Annotated in this window: 21 protein-coding genes; 7 read left to right on the plus strand and 14 right to left on the minus strand. The window is 45.6% G+C overall.

The window, feature by feature from the left end; translation table 11 throughout:
• The first annotated feature begins 76 nt into the window (after nucleotides 1-76).
• The 3 genes from OB236_RS36130 to OB236_RS36140 all read left to right on the plus strand — a co-directional run bounded on the left by OB236_RS36130 (nucleotide 77) and on the right by OB236_RS36140 (nucleotide 4,586).
• Nucleotides 77-1,666, plus strand: coding sequence for an AraC family transcriptional regulator (locus OB236_RS36130; RefSeq protein ID WP_262688374.1), 1,590 nt, complete (start codon nucleotides 77-79; stop codon nucleotides 1,664-1,666).
• 103 nt (nucleotides 1,667-1,769) lie between these two features.
• Nucleotides 1,770-2,798 carry an ABC transporter substrate-binding protein gene (locus tag OB236_RS36135; protein ID WP_262688375.1) on the plus strand — a complete coding sequence of 343 codons (1,029 nt, stop codon included), beginning with the start codon at nucleotides 1,770-1,772 and terminating at the stop codon, nucleotides 2,796-2,798.
• A 171-nt stretch (nucleotides 2,799-2,969) separates the two neighbouring features.
• A complete protein-coding gene (locus OB236_RS36140) occupies nucleotides 2,970-4,586 on the plus strand; it encodes a helix-turn-helix domain-containing protein (protein WP_262688376.1) in 1,617 nt (538 codons plus the stop codon).
• Between the two features lie 83 nt (nucleotides 4,587-4,669).
• Here the strand turns inward: OB236_RS36140 and OB236_RS36145 are convergent, their stop codons facing one another.
• Nucleotides 4,670-4,969, minus strand: coding sequence for a hypothetical protein (locus OB236_RS36145; protein ID WP_262688377.1), 300 nt, complete (start codon nucleotides 4,967-4,969; stop codon nucleotides 4,670-4,672).
• A gap of 109 nt (nucleotides 4,970-5,078) precedes the next feature.
• On the minus strand, nucleotides 5,079-5,303 hold the full coding sequence (locus tag OB236_RS36150; protein ID WP_262688378.1) for a DUF1128 domain-containing protein: 225 nt from the start codon (nucleotides 5,301-5,303) through the stop codon (nucleotides 5,079-5,081).
• Nucleotides 5,304-5,436: 133 nt separating this feature from the next.
• On the opposite strand from OB236_RS36150, the gene OB236_RS36155 reads away from it, so the two are divergent.
• Complete coding sequence (locus OB236_RS36155; RefSeq protein ID WP_076229668.1) at nucleotides 5,437-5,838, plus strand: secondary thiamine-phosphate synthase enzyme YjbQ; 402 nt, start codon at nucleotides 5,437-5,439, stop codon at nucleotides 5,836-5,838.
• On the opposite strand, the gene OB236_RS36160 is transcribed toward OB236_RS36155, so the two are convergent.
• From OB236_RS36160 to OB236_RS36170, 3 genes are all read right to left on the minus strand, one after another.
• The gene (locus OB236_RS36160) at nucleotides 5,831-6,418 is read right to left on the minus strand and encodes a TetR/AcrR family transcriptional regulator (RefSeq protein WP_262688379.1); all 588 of its coding nucleotides are present in this window, start codon (nucleotides 6,416-6,418) and stop codon (nucleotides 5,831-5,833) included. The genes OB236_RS36155 and OB236_RS36160 overlap by 8 nt on opposite strands.
• Nucleotides 6,419-6,532: 114 nt before the next feature.
• Complete coding sequence (locus tag OB236_RS36165) at nucleotides 6,533-7,198, minus strand: YigZ family protein (RefSeq protein WP_262688380.1); 666 nt, start codon at nucleotides 7,196-7,198, stop codon at nucleotides 6,533-6,535.
• 104 nt (nucleotides 7,199-7,302) lie between these two features.
• Nucleotides 7,303-8,658: a glucose-6-phosphate isomerase gene (locus tag OB236_RS36170; RefSeq protein WP_262688381.1), complete on the minus strand. Its 1,356-nt coding sequence runs from the start codon at nucleotides 8,656-8,658 to the stop codon at nucleotides 7,303-7,305.
• Nucleotides 8,659-8,788: 130 nt separating this feature from the next.
• Between OB236_RS36170 and OB236_RS36175 the strand changes: the two genes are divergently transcribed.
• Nucleotides 8,789-10,051: an NAD(P)-binding domain-containing protein gene (locus OB236_RS36175; protein ID WP_262688382.1), complete on the plus strand. Its 1,263-nt coding sequence runs from the start codon at nucleotides 8,789-8,791 to the stop codon at nucleotides 10,049-10,051.
• Between the two features lie 91 nt (nucleotides 10,052-10,142).
• Here the strand turns inward: OB236_RS36175 and ppnP are convergent, their stop codons facing one another.
• On the minus strand, nucleotides 10,143-10,460 hold the full coding sequence (gene ppnP, locus OB236_RS36180) for a pyrimidine/purine nucleoside phosphorylase (RefSeq protein WP_076229664.1): 318 nt from the start codon (nucleotides 10,458-10,460) through the stop codon (nucleotides 10,143-10,145).
• Between the two features lie 28 nt (nucleotides 10,461-10,488).
• A complete protein-coding gene (gene tkt, locus OB236_RS36185) occupies nucleotides 10,489-12,498 on the minus strand; it encodes a transketolase (protein ID WP_262688383.1) in 2,010 nt (669 codons plus the stop codon).
• Nucleotides 12,499-12,771: 273 nt separating this feature from the next.
• On the opposite strand from tkt, the gene OB236_RS36190 reads away from it, so the two are divergent.
• Nucleotides 12,772-13,884, plus strand: coding sequence for a GGDEF domain-containing protein (locus tag OB236_RS36190; protein WP_262688384.1), 1,113 nt, complete (start codon nucleotides 12,772-12,774; stop codon nucleotides 13,882-13,884).
• A gap of 73 nt (nucleotides 13,885-13,957) precedes the next feature.
• Here OB236_RS36190 and purU read toward each other — a convergent pair whose 3' ends face one another.
• Both purU and OB236_RS36200 read right to left on the minus strand, forming a co-directional pair.
• On the minus strand, nucleotides 13,958-14,851 hold the full coding sequence (gene purU, locus OB236_RS36195) for a formyltetrahydrofolate deformylase (protein ID WP_262688385.1): 894 nt from the start codon (nucleotides 14,849-14,851) through the stop codon (nucleotides 13,958-13,960).
• Between the two features lie 44 nt (nucleotides 14,852-14,895).
• On the minus strand, nucleotides 14,896-16,008 hold the full coding sequence (locus OB236_RS36200; RefSeq protein ID WP_262688386.1) for a deoxyribonuclease IV: 1,113 nt from the start codon (nucleotides 16,006-16,008) through the stop codon (nucleotides 14,896-14,898).
• 157 nt (nucleotides 16,009-16,165) lie between these two features.
• Between OB236_RS36200 and OB236_RS36205 the strand changes: the two genes are divergently transcribed.
• Nucleotides 16,166-16,591, plus strand: a complete 426-nt coding sequence (locus OB236_RS36205; RefSeq protein WP_076229659.1) for a DUF2621 domain-containing protein — start codon at nucleotides 16,166-16,168, stop codon at nucleotides 16,589-16,591.
• A gap of 142 nt (nucleotides 16,592-16,733) precedes the next feature.
• On the opposite strand, the gene OB236_RS36210 is transcribed toward OB236_RS36205, so the two are convergent.
• From OB236_RS36210 to OB236_RS36230, 5 genes are all read right to left on the minus strand, one after another.
• Nucleotides 16,734-17,474: a glycerophosphodiester phosphodiesterase gene (locus OB236_RS36210; protein ID WP_262688387.1), complete on the minus strand. Its 741-nt coding sequence runs from the start codon at nucleotides 17,472-17,474 to the stop codon at nucleotides 16,734-16,736.
• Between the two features lie 161 nt (nucleotides 17,475-17,635).
• Nucleotides 17,636-17,815, minus strand: coding sequence for a YjfB family protein (locus tag OB236_RS36215; protein WP_262688388.1), 180 nt, complete (start codon nucleotides 17,813-17,815; stop codon nucleotides 17,636-17,638).
• Nucleotides 17,816-17,919: 104 nt separating this feature from the next.
• A complete protein-coding gene (locus tag OB236_RS36220) occupies nucleotides 17,920-18,180 on the minus strand; it encodes a hypothetical protein (RefSeq protein WP_262688389.1) in 261 nt (86 codons plus the stop codon).
• 59 nt (nucleotides 18,181-18,239) lie between these two features.
• A complete protein-coding gene (locus OB236_RS36225; RefSeq protein WP_262688390.1) occupies nucleotides 18,240-18,470 on the minus strand; it encodes a helix-turn-helix domain-containing protein in 231 nt (76 codons plus the stop codon).
• 381 nt (nucleotides 18,471-18,851) lie between these two features.
• Entirely contained in the window at nucleotides 18,852-19,844 is a 993-nt protein-coding gene (locus OB236_RS36230; protein WP_262688391.1) for an outer membrane protein assembly factor BamD, read from the minus strand.
• Nucleotides 19,845-19,879 lie beyond the last annotated feature (35 nt).

Raw genomic sequence — 19,879 nt, forward strand, 5'->3', positions numbered from 1 at the left:
ACCTTTCGCACAAGGAAGGGTTCGTCTGGCTATCCTTGATTATTATCGATTCAGGCGATGGATTGGAGACCTGCTCATGAATAACCAGCCGCGATACCCAGCCCCGTATTCGATTTACTTTCTGCACTCGATACACAAACGTCGTTACTGTAAGGAGCCGCTGCGATATCGTCATTTTCCGGTCACAATGATTTGCTTCATTATCAAGGGCACGGGGACACTATTGATCGATAGTAAGCTTATTGAAATCAAACCTCTGCAGCTCTATATATTCAAGCCCAACATGGATATCGAAATCGCTTTACAGTCCGAGTCGATCGAGTATTACACAGTTATGTTCAGACATTTCACAAGTGCTGCTGTGGGTAAAAACCATCAAAGCATTCAACTACTCCGTGCGCCTCTGCCTGCATTTCCTGCGGGTTATATTCCTATGGAAGATCCCGCAAATGTTCAAGCACTACTTCGCTCCCTCTATGAGAAAAGAAATGAGCCTGCGGATCCTTTCCAGTCTCATATTCAATTCCAGGAGCTGCTGCAGCAAATTCTTCAGGCTCCTGTCCATGATTCCGTGAAACCTTTAATTCGGCACAGCATACAGCAGATCACAGCGTATATGCAATCGAACTTTGCAGGCAAGCTCGACATGGTCAAGCTTGCGGCAATGGCCGGGATGACGACCAGCTCCTTTTCCCGATTATTCAAGAAAACCATAGGGGTATCCCCCATTGAATATTTGACTCAACTGCGCATGGAAAGTGCCAAACACCTATTGTCCAAACCCGGATACAAGATTAAGCATGTATCCGCGGCAGTCGGCTATGAAAATGAGTTTTATTTTAGCCGAATGTTCCAGCAAAAGGTCGGCGTATCCCCTACTTTTTTCATGACGAGGTATAGGTTGAAGATCGCCGTTGTCTCTTGCTTGAAATTCCAGGACAGCCTGCGTTCACTTGGCATTGAGCCTATCGTTCATGTGAACTGCTTCAAATACCCCGGTATGGGAGACAGCGAGCACGCTCATGTTTTGTCCTGCCGTTTGCAGGAGCTTGAGCACGCTCAGCCCGACGTCATCATCGCCGACATGTTCCATCAAGAGTTTCAGGAGGAATTAATCAGGATTACACCTACCGTGATGTTTGCCGTAGATCCAGATTGGAGCGTCAACTATCGAAATATAGCCGAGCTGCTTGGACGAGAGGAAAAGGCGGAGCAGGAACTTAACCAGTTGGCTTTACATACGACTGCAGCACGGAGACTGCTTGCACGCAGTATGGTTAATCAGACGGTTACGCTCATGCAGGTCAACCACCTTTTTGTCAGGATTCAGGGAACGATCGATCATCCCCTCAATGAACTGATCTACCAGGAGCTTGGTTTAAAACCCGGCAGCAATATGCCCCTGCAAACCAAAAGCATTGAGTTGGCTCCGCAATGGCTTCCTCCGCTGGAGACCGACCATTTGTTTATTCAAAAAAACCATCTGCGTGCGGGCAGTGAAAACATGTACGAGCAAATGTGCGGTACGCATGCATGGAAGGCGATCAAAGCCGTTCAACAAGGTAATGTTATGTTAATTCCCAATTGGTTTAGTATGAGCTGGACGTCTGGTGGCAGAAGGGCAATTATTGACCAACTAGTAGAGTATCAAAAAAATACAAAATAACAGACAAATTACGATATGGACTTCCAACGCCCAGAAGGTTAGCATCAATAATGAAAATCATTATCAATAGATGCTAACTAAACAGGGGGAAGAGAAGAGAAGTATGAAGCACATTTCTATTTTAATCGGACTCATCCTGCTGCTGGTTCTGGCAGGCTGCGGCATTACTCACACCAATCTTGGTGGCAGTCCCGGTAATTCAGCACCCGCCGCTACTGAAGCGGTTCAACCGAAGGAAGCAGTACCTGTCAAAGAGAACAGCAGCACCGCTATAGTCAATAAAACGATAACCCATGAAATGGGCACATTCACTCTCAACAAAACACCGGAGCGTGTTGTTTATTTATTTGCCGGCGCCGTCGACATTGGAGTCGCACTTGGAGTCAAGCCTGTCGGTGCGGTAGAATCTGTCGATCAGAAACCATGGTTCCGCTATTTGGGCAGCACCATGAATGGGGTAAAGAGCCTCGGTGAGGAATCGCAGCCGAATATCGAAGCGATTATTGCTCTCAAGCCAGACCTTATTATCGCAACCAAAGTTCGTCACGAAAAAATATATCCGCAGCTTTCTTCCATCGCGCCCACCATTGTAACCAAAGATTTGGCTGATTGGAAGGTAAATATCAAACTGATGGCAGACGCTTTGAATAAACAAGAGGCCGAAGCGACAATCATAACGGACTGGAATACTCGTATAGCCGGGTTCAAACAAAAGATGGGCGACAAGCTGCCTACAACCGAGGTTTCGATCATCCGTTTCGAAAAAGATAACAGCGCCAAATTTTATGTGACCGGCTTTCCCGGTTTAATTATTAAAGAGCTCGGCCTGCCAATTCCCAAGGCACAACAGATTGAAGGCCTTACCGGCTCTGGGGTCAATCTCATCTCCAAAGAGCATATTCCTCAGTTAGACGGTGATTATATATTCGATATCACCACGCAGCTTCCCGATCAAAAAAACACTCTTCAATATCAGCAGGAGTGGATCACCCACCCGATTTGGAAAGATTTAAAGGGAGTTAAGAACGGAAAATATTTCAAGGTTGATCCCATCACGTGGAATCTCGGTGGAGGTGCCTTGGCCGCCAAGCTGATTCTGGATGATCTCTACACCCACTTTGGTATCCAATAAGTCTACTCAAAAGTTATTCGCCCTTCGTTTTCACTTCATTTGTGAGAATGAGGGGTTTTTGCTATCCAAAAAGATTGACAAAGCACAATATCCTTGTTTTAATCATCTTATTGAGAATCATTATCGTTACTAAAGGATTGAATCGAACTACTGGATCGGAGACTCGTTTTTATGACAAATAAACCCAGCTCCCCAACGCCCCATTCTGTATGTTTTCTTACCTCCATCCGCAGCCGTCGGCATCATAAGCGGTACAAACTGCAGTACAGCCATTTTCCGGTTTCGATGCTCTGCTTGATTACCCAAGGCAAAGGCACTGTGCTCATAGATCAGAAGCGTTATGAATTTGAACCTCAACAATTATATTATTTAACTCCAGGCATGAACATAGAGCTATCTGTGGAGTCCGAGAACCTGGCCTACTACTCCCTGGAGCTTGAGCACTATGTCGGTTCACAAGCAACAGCCTCAGCCGCAGGCAGTCACAAAATGTTGAATTTACACGGCACAGATACACCTTTGTTTCCCCTTGGCCTTATCCCTATCCGCAAATCGAATACCCTTCTTCATAAAGTTCAACAGCTGTATGAGGACAGCCTCCAGCCGAATGATCCATTCAAGCACCATTTACAATTTCAGGAGCTGCTCCTTACCATTATCGAGCATTCCACGGAACAACAACCGACTGAATTTCCTGCTGCACAAGGTATCGAGCAGGCACTTGCTTATATGCAAACACACCTTGATGAACAGCTGGAGATGAAAACTTTGTCGAAAATGGCAGGACTGACAGCGAGCTCCTTTTCCCGCTTGTTTAAAAAAACGGTTGGAGAAACTCCTGTTGCTTATTTAAGTCGTCTGCGCATGGACAATGCAAAGGAGCTGCTGGGCCAGCAGGATTGTAGGATCAAGGAGGTATCCAAGGCTGTCGGCTACGAAGACGAATTTTATTTTAGCCGTGTGTTCCATCGCACAGTAGGTGTATCTCCTACACTGTATATGAAGCGAAACCGGATGAGGATTGCTGTCGCTTCCTGCACCCGGTTTCATGATAACCTGCTATCGCTTGGTATCGAGCCTGTCGCCTCGATTAATTGCTGCCGCTATCCGGGTATGTCCGATGCTGAATATGAGCACCTGCTAGCTGCCCAATGGGAAGAGCTCGCTCGTGCGCAGCCAGACCTGATCATAGGAGATCGATACCATCAGGGCTTCCATCATCAATTCAACAAGTTGGCCGCATCATCGATACTGCTGACTAGTCCGGATTGGCTTGTCAATTATCGCAAGCTGAGCTCCATGCTTGGCAGGCATCAGGAAGCTGAAGCTACGCTCAACCAACTTGCTCTGCGTGTTACGTCCGCGCGGCGTATGCTGCATCATAGCATGGAGAACAAGACGGTCAGTGTCATGCAGGTTACCCACGCTTGTGTGCGAATACATGGTACCGTCAACCATCCTTTGAATGAATTGATCTATCATGACCTTGGTTTAAAGCCGGGAAGAAATGTGCCCTTGAATTCTCTATCGTTGGAGGTACAGCCTGAATGGTTGCCTCCACTGGAGGCTGACTATGTATTTGTGCTGCAAAAAAACGTTCGTGCTGGCAGCGAGGCTATCTATGAACGCATGCGCAGGACGCATGCATGGAACTCCATTCAGGCCGTCCAAAGTAATCAAGTGAGGCCCATCCCGCAATGGGTCCGCATGAGCTGGACACCTAATGGAAGAGCTGCGATTATCGACGAAATTTTGAGTATAACAGGCACGGAGCACACTTCGAGCTAAACCGCTTTGCCGTTCATTATCTGCATCAAATAAAAAAAGCCTGACTGCTTCCTCAGGGAAGCAGTCAGACCTATTTAATGATGTTAAAAGAAAAAAGGACTTCCGTAACCGTAACCACCGTAACCACCATATCCTCCATACCCACCATAACCTCCATACCCACCATAACCGGCAAAAGGGGCCGTACCCACTGCCAACAGATCGAATAATACGAGTGGTATTAATGCCGATACTCTCGCTTTACCTTTTGAGGGAGCCACGATCAAACGGTTTCCACTGATGCGAACCAGCTTGCCGCTTACAGCTGTACCGTCTTTTTTGATTGCATAAATGTTCTTGCCCAGCAGCTTCTGAACATCCTTCTTGAGAATCGTTGGACGCATGTCATCAACCTCCATTCTTAAGCCATACCCGAGTTGCACGGCTTACCGTGTCTCAGGCTACGCTATAGAGTATGGAAGTCAACACCCAGTTGCTTGTACAGTTGTACCGTTACACTTTACGCAATCGGCCTAATTCGACGGTTATCGCTTCAATCTCGCTAATGCTGAATTTCGATTTAGAAGCTACCATTTCGTACAGGTCTTTCAAATCCTCATATTGATTATCGTTCAATGAAGATGCCTTGAGTGCAGCTCCACTTGCCATCCGCAGCTTTTTTTTAATTTCTTCCATCATGATTTCCGTGTTGGCCAACGTATTTTCTGTTAAATCCATGGCTCTTGTCATCCTTTCCCGACCCAGCTCGCCAATAGGCTAACCTGTCCTCTTGTAGTCATTCGTTTATTATACCACGTTTTGTGATGACACCGAGGATAGTTTATAATAGGCTGACAAGGAGGCGATTTCCATGATTCACACCCTACATCTTCAAACCAACCACCGCGATGAAATGATCGATATCACTCAACACATAACCAGGCTCTTAAAGCAGGATGCGATCGAGGATGGTACCGCTGTCATTTATTGCCCACATACGACTGCAGGCATAACCATTAATGAGAATGCAGATCCTGATGTAAAAAGAGATGTACTTATGCGTCTCAATGAAGTCTATCCATGGGAGCATCCCCAATACCAACACGCCGAAGGCAATACGGCTGCCCATCTCAAGGCGATCACTGTCGGCTCCTCACAAACTGTACTCGTAGCAGGCGGGCGGCTGATTCTCGGTCGTTGGCAAGGTATTTACTTTTGTGAATTTGATGGACCTCGACAGCGACATGCTCTGGTTCAATTCACATCTAGCTGAGCAAGCCTTCACTCAAAAACTTCACATGCTGCTCGGCCAGCTTTTTGACATCCTCATACGACTGCTTGTAATGAATATTATAAGAAATAAATCCATGCATAGACATGAACAGACTCCAGGGCAGGCTGTACATTTTCGACTCATTATTCGGTTGACGGGCAATAACGGAACGCACTACTGTCGCGAATAAATCGAGACATTCAGCCTGCTCGGTACGTGAGTATTTTTGCAGCTCCGGATCGTTAATCATAAACATAATTTCATAATGATAAGGATTCTCAAGACCAAACCTGATAAACTCCTGCATCAGCTTCTGCAATTGTCCAACATCGCCCATACGGGTACGTGCCAGCATCTCGCGTTGACGATTCAGCAGCATATTGAAATCCTCATTAACCAAAGTATAAAATAAATCCGCTTTTTCCTTAAAATGATAATACAGCGCTCCGTGACTGTATCCCATGGCTTGGGCGATACTGCGCATCGTTAAAGTTTGATACCCGTGTTCAGCGAAAAGCTGTCGTGCTCCCTCCAGAATCCTTTCGCGACTAAGCTCTTGCGCTACTGCTTTTCTGGCCAACACCATTCACTCACTCTCTGTGGATACTCTCAGGAAAATCTTCACAACTCATAGTTTATCATTTAATCATGGTATAGCAAGAGGAAATACCGGCAATATGATCTGATAATGATCTTATATGCCTGTGGTGCCCGCCCCATCCTGATTCCCTACTGCATGCTCTATGTAGCGTTCATCACCCTGTATAATCACGCCTTGACCCTGTGTAACATCCTGTACCCATCCAATAAAAGCTTCCGCTTCGCCTGCAGTCGGCAAACAGATCAGGGTTACCTTGTCCGTAAAATGGGTGTCTTCAACCAGCACTTTGCGACCACGCAGCTCGTTCTCCATTTTGCCATGCCATGTATAATCGATCTCCACACGTATTTCCTTATGCAATACCTGATAGACCGGGACGGCTGCGGCGATACCAATAACAGCTCCATCGGTATAAGCACGAATCAGTCCACCAGCCCCCAGCATAATTCCGCCAAAATAACGCGTAACCACAACGACGACGTTTTTCAAGCCCTGATTCTTGATGACCTCCAATATCGGACGGCCCCCTGTCCCGCTCGGTTCTCCATCGTCAGATTGCTTCTGGATCTCGTCCCGCTGCCCGATCATGTAAGCCGAACAGTTGTGATTAGCCAGCTTATGCTGCGCTTTGATGCTTTCGATAAAACGTACAGCCTCTTCCTCTGTAGCCACTGGCCTCGCATGTCCGATAAACCGGGATTTCTTGATCACCATCTCATCGACTCCCGGCCCTTTGACCGTTTTGTACTGAGCCAGCATTAGCAAGCTCCCTCCTTAACCTCACATCAGTACCTGATTTGCAAAAAAGCAGCACACCCATCAATAAGCTAAGGGTGCGCCGCTCGATCCAGCATCAACATACATTACTTGGTAAGTCTAGCTTCCAGTTCTGCTTTTTCTTTCTCGTATCCAGGCTTGCCCAACAGAGCAAACATGTTCTTCTTGTAAGCCTCAACACCCGGCTGATCGAATGGATTAACACCCATCAAATAGCCGCTGATTCCGCAAGCTTTCTCGAAGAAATAAACCATGTATCCAAATGTGTATGCACTTGTATCCGGAATGGTCACAATCAGATTCGGTACGCCACCATCCGTGTGTGCCAGCATCGTGCCTTCGAACGCTTTTTTGTTAACAAAATCCATCGTTTTTCCGCTCAGGAAATTAAGCCCGTCCAAGTCTTTCTCGTCCGTACCGATTGTAATTTGCTCTGCTGCTTCCGCAACCTGAATCACGGTTTCAAACAACGTACGGTTCCCCTCCTGAATGAATTGCCCCATGGAGTGCAGATCTGTTGAGAAATCAACAGCAGCCGGGAAAATCCCCTTGTAGTCCTTGCCTTCGCTTTCTCCGAACAGCTGTTTCCACCATTCCGATACAAAGTGCAAAGAAGGCTCATAATTAACTAAAATTTCTGTTGTTTTGCCTTTACGGTACAAGGCATTACGAACAGCTGCATATTGATAGCTTTCATTTTCTTCCAGCTTTGGATTGCTGTATACTTCCTTCGCATCCGCCGCGCCTTTCATGATTGCTTCAATATCGACACCGGCAGCAGCAATGGGCAGCAAGCCAACAGCGGTCAGCACGGAATAACGTCCACCTACATCATCAGGAATAACAAAGGATTCATATCCCTCAGCTGTTGCCAACTTCTTCAGGGCTCCCTTGGAATGGTCCGTCGTTGCATAGATCCGCTTACGCGCCTCTTCAACACCGTATTTCTTCTCCAACAGCTCACGGAATATGCGGAAAGCAATAGCCGGTTCTGTAGTTGTGCCTGATTTGGAAATAACATTGACGGAGACATCCTTGCCTTCAAGCAGCTGCAGCAAGTGAGTCACATACGTCGAACTGATGTTATTACCTACAAAATAAATTTCAGGCGTCTTGCGCTTGCCCTTGGGCAGCAGGTTATAGAAGGAATGGGACAGCATTTCAATCGCCGCTCTAGCTCCAAGGTATGAACCCCCGATACCAATAACAACAAGCGCATCCGAATCGGACTGGATCTTCTTGGCCGCTTGTTGAATACGAGCGAATTCTTCCTTATCATAATCAACTGGCAGGTCGATCCAACCCAGATAGTCGGAACCCGCTCCTGTTTTGTTATGTAACTGATCATGGGCCAATCGAATCGGATCGGCTAAATAGTCAATCTCGTGCTGCTGGATAAAAGAAAGAGCTTTGCTGTAATCAAATTTTAGCTTGTTACTCATTTGTCATCCTCCTGATAATCATTATCATGGGTACATAAAGATAGGATACTGTAATTGGGAACTGAATTGCAAGTCCATCATTCCCTCAGTCAGCTTGAAATGCTACAATAAGAGCAGAGGTGATTAGCTAATGAGGGTAGGATTTATTGGTCTTGGCACTATGGGTAAGCCCATGGTAATCAATTTATTGAACAAGGGTTATTCTGTAAAGGTTTACAATCGCACAGCGGATAAGACCGCAGAGGTCGTCGCTCTTGGTGCCGTTGCTGTAAGTTCAGCCGTTGAAGTTGCACAGGAAACGGATGTCATTATGACCATGCTCAAGGACGATGCTGCTGTATTGGAGGTCATTCTCGGTACTACAGGAATCATTCACGGTTTGTCTGCTGGCCAGACAGTAATTGATTGCAGCACCATCTCGCCCGATACAAGCCGGCAGATTCACGAAGCTTTGCTGGAGCGCGCTGTTGACTTTCTGGATGCCCCTGTTACAGGCAGCAAGCCGGCAGCTGAGAACGGCACACTCGCCTTTATGGCTGGTGGCAGATTCGCGGCACTCGACAAACAGCGTTCGCTTTTTGAAGCTATTGGAACGAAGGTCATCTATATGGGCCCTTCAGGCTCCGGTTCCTCAGCGAAGCTCGCTCACAACACGATAGCCGCAGTCAATTTGCTTGGCTTTATCGAGGGTCTGACGATAGCAACCAAAGCAGGTCTCGATCCTGAACGTTTTATTGAAGCTGTACTCGCAGGTGGAGCTTCCAGCAAACAGGCTGAATCCAAAGGCAGCAAGATCATCAACCGTGACTTCAGCTCACAATTTTCACTGCAATTAATGCTCAAGGATCTACTACTGGCAGGTGAACTATCCAACAGCTATCAACTGCCTTTGCCGCTGCAGAAAGCAGCAACCAACTTGTTCCAGATCGGTTTATCCAAAGGTTTCGGTGACCAGGATATGAGCGCAATCGTTCAATGCTATGAAGAATGGATGCAGACGCTGGTCGTCAAGCAAGCTTCCGGCTACGAGCGCCGCAAAAACACGCGTTTACACATCGATATCCCGCTTATTTTATCTGTCCATCAATGGGAGCAGGAAGGCTCATTCACCGGACAAACGATAGAGGGCAAGCTCTATGATTTATCAGAAAGCGGTATGCAGATCGTATCCTCTTTCCCGCTATCGATGGATATGTTCGTCGTCATCCATTTCCCGAAGGAAGCGGATCTCCCTCCCATCACCGCCCGGGTCATCCGAATTGATAATGACAACGGAAGCTTCCGCTATGGATGTATGTTATCCGGACTGGCACCTTATGTACGTCTGAAAATCGAAGATTATATCGCTATTTATCCTTACATATCCGGTGATTACGAATCCACGACACAATAAATTTTTCGCCATACCCGTATTCCCAAAAAATACCCTGTCCAACCGCCATTCATGCGGGCGACAGGGTATTTGTTTTTCATCTTTAAAGCTATTATTCGGCAATGTATGAACAAATATAATCAGTAGCTGTTTTGACTTCCAGCTTGAATTTGGCATTAGCCGGAACAGTGAATTCACCTGTACCGTTAATTTGCAGCCATTCCGTCGTACCTGGCAGCAGCACGCTCAGTTCTCCGGCTTGAATCTCCATAATTTCCTTGGTATCCGTTCCGAATTCATATTCACCAGGCAGCATAATACCAAGCGTTTTTTTAGTGCCATCGGCGAATACGATTGTACGGCTTGTTACTTTTCCGTCGAAGTATATATTCGCTTTTTTAATAACGCTCACTTGCTCAAATTGTGACATGGTTGGGTTCTCCTTTCACTATTCTTTCTTATTTCAGCAGCTGCTTCACACGTGCTACTACATTTTCAACCGAGAAGCCGTACTCTTTAATAACAACAGGGCCCGGAGCTGAAGCACCAAAGCGGTTAATACCCAATACATCGCCTTGATCACCCACATAACGATCCCAACCGAATGAATGTCCCATCTCAATGGCAAGACGCGCTTTAACGCCAGGAAGAATAACGGAATCTCTGTATTCCTGGGATTGCTTGTCGAACAGCTCCCAGCTTGGCATACTGATGACACGAACAGCAATTCCTTCTGCAGCCAGTTCCTTCTGTGCAGCGATAGCCAGTTGTACTTCTGTACCGGTAGCGATCAGCTGTGCTTGTGGTTGACCATTGTCCGCATCGGACACTACATAGGCACCGCGTTTAAGTGAATCCTTCGCTTGCACAGTACCATCTAGTTTTGCTGCTGCTTGACGGGAGAAGATCAAGGCTACAGGACCTTTTTTGTTCTCAACCGCATAACGCCAAGCTGCCGCTGTCTCGTCGCCATCTGCCGGACGGATCACGGTAACACCCGGAATCACGCGAAGTGCAGCTAATTGCTCGATAGGCTCATGCGTAGGACCATCTTCACCGACACCGATGCTGTCATGTGTAAATACGTAGATAGCCGGTACACCCATAATGGAAGCCAGACGAATTGCCGGACGCAGGTAATCCGAGAATACGAAGAACGTACCGCCGAATACTTTCAAGCCGCCATGCAGCAGCATTCCGTTAACCGCAGCACCCATACCGAATTCACGAACACCATAATAAATATTTTGGCCGTTATAATTTTTGGCTGTTGCTACGCCAAGATCCTTCAAATGCGTCATTGTGGAGGACTCCAGGTCAGCAGATCCACCCACGAGCCAAGGTACATTTTTGGCAATAGCATTCAATACGATACCGGAAGCCGTACGTGTTCCTTTATCAGCAGGTGCGCCTTCTGGAATATCCTTATCCCAGCCTTCAGGAAGGTCGCCACTAATAGCCGTTTCAAACTGCTTAGCCAGCTCTGGATAAGCTTTAGCATATTCAGCAAACATTTTTTCCCAAGCTGCGTTAGTTTGGATACCTTTTTTCTTCACTTCAGCAAAATGCTCAGTTACAGCCGCAGGAACGAAGAAATCTTCTTCTGCTTCCCAAGCATATGCCTTTTTGGTTAACACTACTTCTTCAAGACCAAGCGGGGAACCATGCGGTCCCAAATGTCCGCCCTTGCCACCTTTGTTCGGGCTGCCGTATCCAATTACCGTTTTCACTTCAATTAAAGTAGGGCGATAATCCGTATGAGCCTGATTCACAGCTTCATGAATGGCATTCAGGTCGTTACCGTCGTCTACACGAAGCACCTGCCAGCCATAACCTTCAAAACGCTGCATGACATTTTCGGAGAATGACAGGTTCAGCTCGCCGTCGAGCGAAATATCATTGGAATCGTACAAAACAACCAGCTTGCTCAGCTTTAAATGTCCAGCCAGTGAAGCTGCCTCGGAGGAAAGACCTTCCATCAGGTCGCCATCGCCGCAGATCACATATGTATAATGATCCACTACACGGAATTTATCTTTATTATAAACAGCACCCATTTGTGCTTCTGCAAGCGCCATACCAACAGCCATACCCAAGCCTTGTCCCAAAGGACCCGTAGTTGCGTCTACACCCGCTGTATGTCCAACCTCAGGGTGACCCGGAGTTTTACTTCCCCATTGACGGAATTGCTTAAGCTCTTCCAGTGGCAGGTCATAACCGCTTAAGTGAAGCAAGCTGTATAGCAGCATAGATCCGTGGCCCGCGGATAATACGAAGCGGTCGCGGTTAATCCAAGTCGGATTTTCTGGGTTATGATTCATAAATTTCGCAAACAGCTCGTACCCCATAGGTGCAGCACCCATTGGCATACCGGGATGTCCGGATTTCGCTTTTTCAATTGCATCGATCGACAACGTACGAATCGTATCGATGGATAATTGTTCGATCGCTTTATTAATTACCGTCATAAATAGAACCTCCTAAATTTGTTGGCGCAATTTGGACTCCACACAGCTAAATATCGATCATGTTAACGTGTGCATAAAAGCCTTTAGCACAAAAAAGCTCACTCGCACCATTTTACCATTGTCCGTTTCGGTTTGCCAGCCAAAACCTGCGGACAACCAAAAAAAAATCATTTTTTAAAAGTAAACCGCATACGAAGGAATTCTCCTTGCGTTGACGAATATGTAGTATTCGGATTTAGAATATAGGGGTAATTTGAACGATGGGAGTCGATCATGAATCATTTATTATTAGAGTTGGCTAATAAAAGTCAAACCTATCGAAAGATGCTCAACTTATATTGGATAACGATTATATTGACCATCGTGTTGGAATTTCTGATCCATCGTTTGGAAACGTTCTCGGCTCCCTACACGTTTTTCTATATACTGGTCATGCAAACCTTAGTGCTGTCAAGCATTACCGGAGTCGTCGAAATGCTGTACCGCTATCGCAAGATCCATAACGACGATCTTTTAATCGTGACCGGTATTATTTACGCATCCAGCATTATTTATATGAACCCGACGATTGGCATCGTACCCGCGATTTATATATTCCCGATACTCACGTCCGTACTCTCCTTTAACAAGAACCGTATCCTGCTTGCTTATTGCCTGGTCATTGTCAGCTTTACGGCTTTATACGCTTTCTCCCCAATTCTTCGTGTCAGCATGCAAACTAATGAATTGATTGGCATCCTGTTTCTCTATATCGGGGTGACTGTTATCGCTATGACCATTTCAAGCAACGGCATTGAACTGCTTAACAATCTGAAGCACACCACGCAGACCAAACAGGAGCTGCTGGTCAAAACGATTATTATGGACAAGCTTTCCAAGATGGATGCTTTGACGGATCTATACAACCATAAAACCTTTCATGAATATTTGGAAAAACTGATTGATCAAAATGAACGCAACCACCTTCCACTGCAGCTAGCTATTCTCGATATCGATAATTTCAAGCACATTAATGATACCTATGGTCATTGGGTGGGAGATATTATTTTACAGCGTGTTGCCCTGATCATCAAAGAAACCGTAACTTCCAACGACTTTGTCGCTCGTTATGGGGGTGAGGAATTTGCCATTATTTTTGCCGATAAGTCGATGGATCAATCGTATCTCATTGCCGAGCAGATCCGCCAAAAGCTCAATTTAACACTGCACCCCGAATTGGATTCCAAAGCTGCCACGATCAGTATAGGTCTGCAAAATTATGCCACAGGCGAAGGCAAGGAAGCTCTGTTCAGAGGAGCAGATGCTTCACTCTATATCGCCAAGCGATCCGGCAAAAACAAAACGGTCGTTCAAATGCCTGCTTCTCAACAATCTGCTGGAGGTTGATTCCAGACTGAATATAGGCCAAAAAGACTGCCCTTAAGAAAAAGGTACAGTCTTTTTTTGTGTGTTCTGCTATTTAATTAAATACGACAGTTTTATTCCCATGCACGATAACCCGATCTTCTACATGCCACGAAACGGCGCGTGCCAGCACAATTCGCTCGATATGGCGGCCAATTCGTTTTAGATCGTCAACGTTGTCACGATGACTGACGCGCTGGACGTCCTGCTCGATAATCGGACCTCCGTCAAGCTCCTCGGTTACGTAGTGTGCAGTGGCCCCGATAATTTTCACGCCACGATTATGAGCCTGTGCATAAGGCTTGCCGCCAACAAAGGCGGGTAGAAATGAATGATGAATATTAATAATCCGATTGGCAAAATGTTCAATAAATTTAGGTGAAATAATCTGCATGTATCTTGCCAGCACAACAGCGTCAACTTGACCCATGACCAATTCAAGCTGTCTGCGTTCGGCTTCAGCCTTCGTGTCGGCAGTGACCGGAATATGGTGATAAGCGATCCCGAACGATTCTACCAAACCGCGGAGATCATTGTGATTGCTAATAACCATCGCGATCTCTGCTTCCAGATCTCCAGCCTGCCACTGCCACAGCAGCTCAAGCAAAGCATGATCCTCCTTGGAAACAAAGATGGCCAGACGCTTCTTGCGACCTGCACGGTTAATTGACCAATCCATGCTAAAACGATCTGCTACTTTGGCAAACTCACTCTTCAGTTGTTCCCGACGTCCATCCAGATTATCCAGATCAAATTCGATTCGAATATAGAACATTCCCCCTTGCGGGTCAATCGTGTATTGATCGGACTGGACAATGTTAGCTCCATGCTCAAATAAAAACCGTGAAACCGCCGCAACGATCCCCGGCTGGTCCGGGCAGGCTACAAGCATCCTGGCCCGGTTTTTCAAATCATCTCTAATACTCTTTGGTGCTATATTCGGTGTCATAATACGACTGGCTCCTTATAGATTCATTTTATAGATTGGGCGGTTTACTTGCCCTTGGCAAACCAACCAGTTATCCGTTGATTGATCTGTTCTTCGCTTAGCTCAGGGAACAAACGTTCTTCACTTACGGTATCAAACAACCGTTCCATGGGCTCGCGTCCATCAGCCTTCTTGGCTTTGGCATCAGTTTTCAAGACATCCCAGGTCTGAAGCACGAAATCCCTGTGCTCGATATCCCGTTTCGTAAAGAAATGGGACAAGCGTTCTACATCTTCCATAAATTGACCGCCAAAGCGCTGTTCCACATTACCGTTAAGCAAAGCAATTTCCACTTCGTACATCGGCCGCTGTGTTTTATCGTTTTTGCCGATCCAAGGTGTTTCCAGAATAAGCGGTAGATGCTTCAGCTTGTCGTGGTGAACGATACGGTTCATTGCTTCAAAACCGATCCATCCAGCCCCGACCGGAGCATGGCGGTCTTTACCTGCGCCCTTCGGATTTTTGCTGTCATTCAGATGCACCACACCAATACGATCCAACCCGACTACCTTGTCAAAATGCTCCAGTACCCCGTCGAGGTTGTTAATAATATCATAGCCAGCATCATGAATGTGGCACGTATCCATACAGACGGACAGCTTTCCGTTATCCCCTACCATGCCAATGATCGCCGCAAGCTCTTCAAAGCTCCGTCCAAGCTCCGAACCTTTACCTGCCATCGTCTCCAAAGCAATGTTCACATTCGTGTCCTTGACGCCTTCGAGCACTTCATTCAGTCCTTGAGCAATCCGTTTCAGACCAAATTCCGCATCCATATCCGTATAAGCGCCAGGGTGGAGTACAATTTGCCTCACACCCAAATAATCCGTGCGCCGAATTTCTTCCTGTAAGAAACGAACCGCAAGCTCGAACGTATCTTCCTTATAAGACCCCAAATTAATAATATAGGGCGCATGTACAATAATTTCACTCATGTTATGCTTGTCCATCACCGCTTTGCCTTCTTCGACATACTGCTCTTCGATCGGCTTACGGCGTGTATTTTGCGGGGCACCTGTATAAATCATAAACGTCGAAGAGCCGTAGGATACAGCCTCTGTCGCAGCATTCAACAATCCTTTATCTGAAAACGATACGTGGGAACCTATTCTGGGCATCGCAGGATTCATCTCCTTTATTTTTCACACCTCTCCATTTTACTAGGATTGGAGCAATAAATCTAGAAATATCAAGTGAAATGTCAGGGCGTAAGCGCCAAGAGTACTTTTGATGATCAACAAAATAAGTTATACTAAGCATGAGGTGACAATTACGATGAACTCTTGGTTTATGTGGTTTATATTATTTTGGGTTTTCGTGCTCATCACGTTTATGTCGATTGGCGGCTTTTTTATGTTCCGCAAATTTATGAAGGTGCTGCCGAAGGCCGATGGCAAGTCCAAGCTTGATTGGCAAAATCATTACGTAGAAACGTCGCGGCATCTGTGGACCGATGAGTCCAAGGCGCTGTTGGATGTGTTGGTCGATCCTGTGCCATCGCCATTCCGGGATATTGCGCGTCACTCGATTGCTGCCCGGATCGCACAACTCGCATTGGAAGGCAACGCCTCCTCGATCACTCGGGAGCATTGCATCGAAGGTTATATTTTGGCCACTCCCAAACGCGATTACAATAGCTTGACCTCCTACCTGGACAAAAAGCAGATCGATTACAGCGCGTATCGACATCTGCTGAATTAATGCGATCTATCGGGTATGAGCAAATAAGGGCGTCACCTCACAGCCACTTTGGATGAGGAACAGCCCTTATTTGTTTTGCCAGATCGAAATTTCTCTTGAGAAAAATCGAATTGATTAACCTTTATACGCTCCGTTGTTTCGCTTAACGGGTGTCTCGCAATGCCTTCAATCTTCCTGGATAGTCCGTAATGATACCAGAAACACCAGCATCCAGTGCCTTGCGCAGATCCTCTTCATCATTAATCGTGTAGGGATACACATATAAGCCGTTTTGTATCGCATCCTGTACGTCCTCAGCTTCAAGCAAACGATATTGGGGATGAAGTGAATATACCTCGACACCTGTCGCTTCCGCCATCTTCCGATGATTTTGGAAATTAGCCACATACAAAAGGCCAATCTTAAGCACAGGCTCCGCCTGCTTCAGACGAACCAATATTTTATGATCAAAGGAAGATACGATCACGTTATGCAAACGGTCAAACTGCTGAAGAAGCTCCAGCAATCGCTGCTCCAGACGGCTGCTATAGGCGCACTTCACTTCTATATTAATGAGGATGTTATGTGGTATAAGCGCGAACACCTCTTCTAATACAGGAAGCTTCTCTCCAGCAAAATGGGGGGAAAACCAGCTGCCCGCGTCCAGTTGCTGAAGCTCTTCCTGTGTCATTTGGCTAATCAAGCCTTGGCCATTGGTTGTACGGTCCACACTGGCATCATGGCATACGATAAGTGCTCCATCCGCAGATTCGTGGATATCGAGCTCTAACGCCTCTGCTCCCTGCTCCACAGCGAGCCCAAATGAACCCAGTGTATTTTCAGGAGCTTCTCCCGCCGCCCCGCGATGGCCGATGATGATCGTTGTATTACCGTTTGTTTGCATAATGCGATCCTCCTACACATATATTGAAAGCTGGAAGGCTTGCCTGGCAAGCCTCTCTTGCAGATGCCAATCCTCGTTTACGGTAACCATTCAAACCATGAACAGGGTCAAGTTCCGCTAATCGCAGACGCTCAACCCTGTTCCCAATAGATTGTGGGCAATCAAATTCGAATATCCAACGTTTTGCCTAGATTCGGATGCTGAGCCGCAGCAAAGTCCTGCAGCATCACAGCTGCCTGGGCAGCTTGTGTATCTTGTACTTTGCTTAACAAGGTAATTCCAACGGCTTGCTTCAAAGCATCTCCAGTACTGACAGCAGCTAATGCACTACTAATATCCATGTTATTACCTGCTTCCCTGGTTCAATATTAAAGCCCACATCATACATATCGGCTAATGCACATGCATTTTTTAGCTGCAGTGCTCCCAATTGTTCATCTGAAGGTTACTCCCTAAGTGCATCACGCAGCTTGCTGGACATACTGCCTTCGTCTTTGCTGTGTAGAATATCCCTAAGTCTAACGATCTCCTGCTTTAATCTCCTGTTTTCCTGGCTGAGCTTCTCCATATTATCCAGCATGATCGGCTCCCGCTCAAGAGCATCCAAAGCACTCATCACACCTTGAACGAAATCATCGTTCTCCTGGACATACTGATGAAGCTGGTCCCGCAATTCATTGCACTTATTCTTATGAAGATCGCTCATGTTTATCCACCTATACATTTATTTTCTATGCAGCAGCTCAATTCTGCGCTGCTTGTCCATTACTGATCTTCTTCCCCTTCAGTGGCATACCCGGCAATGGCCAGCAGTTCTCCATTGTGCTCAACCTTCAGCGCATAGGCAAGGGCTATCACATTATCTCTGGATGGATGAATCCTGCCATTCTCGATTGAATTCAGGATAGAGTAGCTGATGCCCGATTTCTCACCAAGCTTGCGTAAGGAAAGGTCCCTCTGCTGTCGTAACTCCTTCAGCTTGCTCGCAAATTCCATTGATCTTTCTCCTCGCCTGGGTCCCCTTATAAAGCTCAATTATGGGGATCGATTTACTGGTATTATACCATCAACGAAGACAATACCCCAACACAATACAGCCAATTCCCATGATACAATGTTCATTTTGTGTAAAAGAAAAACACTTGGCGTGATAACATCAAGATTGAATGCATTACATATTAACCTTCGCAACAAAATGATATCAATAATATAAACAATATAAAAAAAGAAGACCCTTGAACATCAAAGGTCTTCTCGTCTGCAACCAGTATGCGGTCGGCGGGATTTGAACCCGCACGTCCATGGGACACTACCCCGTCAAGATTGCGTGCTAAAACAACTCTACGTATCTTCTAGATGTTGTTTCATCCAGCTAAGTTACTTATTTCCCTTGTTAGATTTCAATTCTTCCTCGGCTTTTATTCGAAATTCATTATACTTATCATCTTCCGTTAGTTTAATTATCTCTTTCAATTTAAGTTCATATAACTCATTAGGAGAAAATACAGGAACATAGTAAAAAAAGTCAACAAACTTTATTTTATTATCTCGAAATGCACTCTTTGTATATAATTTAAGCTTATATTCAAAATAATACTTTTCGTATTTTGCTATTTCGTCACTACTTGGGTGAGGATAACCAAATTTTTCAAAATAACTTAATTCCACTGGTTCAGTAACATCAGAAGAATAGGTTATGGGTGAATTATACATAACATCTTCCTTGAGTCTTCCGTAATTCTGCAGTACATAAGTCATACTTTCTGCAAGTTTGGTATCAGTTTTTTTCATTCCAGGGCTATAGTTATCTAACACCTTCTTTATTTTGTCTCTGTCAGAATTTTCCAGACCATTATCGTTAAGTTTTTTGACTCCATTTACATAAGCATTAAATGTATGGATTTCGGCTAACCTCTTTACAGACAAAATATGGCTCTTCATTATATTTGCCTTTAAGTTATATATTGTTTCTCCAAAATCTGTAATGGTCAAATCTAAGTATTTTAATGCTAACTCCGCATCTCCTTTAGAGAAATTTTGCATTGCTTTTTTATATGGCTCAGGAATCTCTGCGGCTTTTTTCTTTTCTTCTTCTGCCTTCTTTGCTTCTTCTTCCTTTTTCGCTTGTTCAATTTTCATTTCTTCGTTTTTCTTCTTTATGCCATCAAGTTCTGCCGTGTATGTAGCATTATCTGTAATCTTTAAAATCTCTTCGTATTTTGTGATTGCTTCTTCATATTTTTCTGCTTTCACCAATGGGTCTACTTCACTTTTTATTGAAGCAATTTTTTCTTCTTTGCTTGTACAAGCAGAAATAGTCACCATAAAACAAATGCTTAGAATAAGCATAAAACAGGGCTTTCCTCCCATGTTTTCTCGCTCCTTGAAGTAAAATTTACCAATAC

It is taken from the genome of Paenibacillus baimaensis (genome assembly GCF_025567575.1).

Coding starts and splice junctions, on each gene's coding strand:
- OB236_RS36130 (WP_262688374.1), top strand. CDS start 77: ATGAATAACCAGCCGCGATACCCAGCCCCGTATTCGATTTACTTTCTG.
- OB236_RS36135 (WP_262688375.1), top strand. CDS start 1,770: ATGAAGCACATTTCTATTTTAATCGGACTCATCCTGCTGCTGGTTCTG.
- OB236_RS36140 (WP_262688376.1), top strand. CDS start 2,970: ATGACAAATAAACCCAGCTCCCCAACGCCCCATTCTGTATGTTTTCTT.
- OB236_RS36145 (WP_262688377.1), bottom strand. CDS start 4,969: ATGCGTCCAACGATTCTCAAGAAGGATGTTCAGAAGCTGCTGGGCAAG.
- OB236_RS36150 (WP_262688378.1), bottom strand. CDS start 5,303: ATGGATTTAACAGAAAATACGTTGGCCAACACGGAAATCATGATGGAA.
- OB236_RS36155 (WP_076229668.1), top strand. CDS start 5,437: ATGATTCACACCCTACATCTTCAAACCAACCACCGCGATGAAATGATC.
- OB236_RS36165 (WP_262688380.1), bottom strand. CDS start 7,198: ATGCTGGCTCAGTACAAAACGGTCAAAGGGCCGGGAGTCGATGAGATG.
- OB236_RS36170 (WP_262688381.1), bottom strand. CDS start 8,658: ATGAGTAACAAGCTAAAATTTGATTACAGCAAAGCTCTTTCTTTTATC.
- OB236_RS36175 (WP_262688382.1), top strand. CDS start 8,789: ATGAGGGTAGGATTTATTGGTCTTGGCACTATGGGTAAGCCCATGGTA.
- ppnP (WP_076229664.1), bottom strand. CDS start 10,460: ATGTCACAATTTGAGCAAGTGAGCGTTATTAAAAAAGCGAATATATAC.
- tkt (WP_262688383.1), bottom strand. CDS start 12,498: ATGACGGTAATTAATAAAGCGATCGAACAATTATCCATCGATACGATT.
- OB236_RS36190 (WP_262688384.1), top strand. CDS start 12,772: ATGAATCATTTATTATTAGAGTTGGCTAATAAAAGTCAAACCTATCGA.
- purU (WP_262688385.1), bottom strand. CDS start 14,851: ATGACACCGAATATAGCACCAAAGAGTATTAGAGATGATTTGAAAAAC.
- OB236_RS36200 (WP_262688386.1), bottom strand. CDS start 16,008: ATGCCCAGAATAGGTTCCCACGTATCGTTTTCAGATAAAGGATTGTTG.
- OB236_RS36205 (WP_076229659.1), top strand. CDS start 16,166: ATGAACTCTTGGTTTATGTGGTTTATATTATTTTGGGTTTTCGTGCTC.
- OB236_RS36210 (WP_262688387.1), bottom strand. CDS start 17,474: ATGCAAACAAACGGTAATACAACGATCATCATCGGCCATCGCGGGGCG.
- OB236_RS36215 (WP_262688388.1), bottom strand. CDS start 17,815: ATGGATATTAGTAGTGCATTAGCTGCTGTCAGTACTGGAGATGCTTTG.
- OB236_RS36220 (WP_262688389.1), bottom strand. CDS start 18,180: ATGAGCGATCTTCATAAGAATAAGTGCAATGAATTGCGGGACCAGCTT.
- OB236_RS36225 (WP_262688390.1), bottom strand. CDS start 18,470: ATGGAATTTGCGAGCAAGCTGAAGGAGTTACGACAGCAGAGGGACCTT.
- OB236_RS36230 (WP_262688391.1), bottom strand. CDS start 19,844: ATGGGAGGAAAGCCCTGTTTTATGCTTATTCTAAGCATTTGTTTTATG.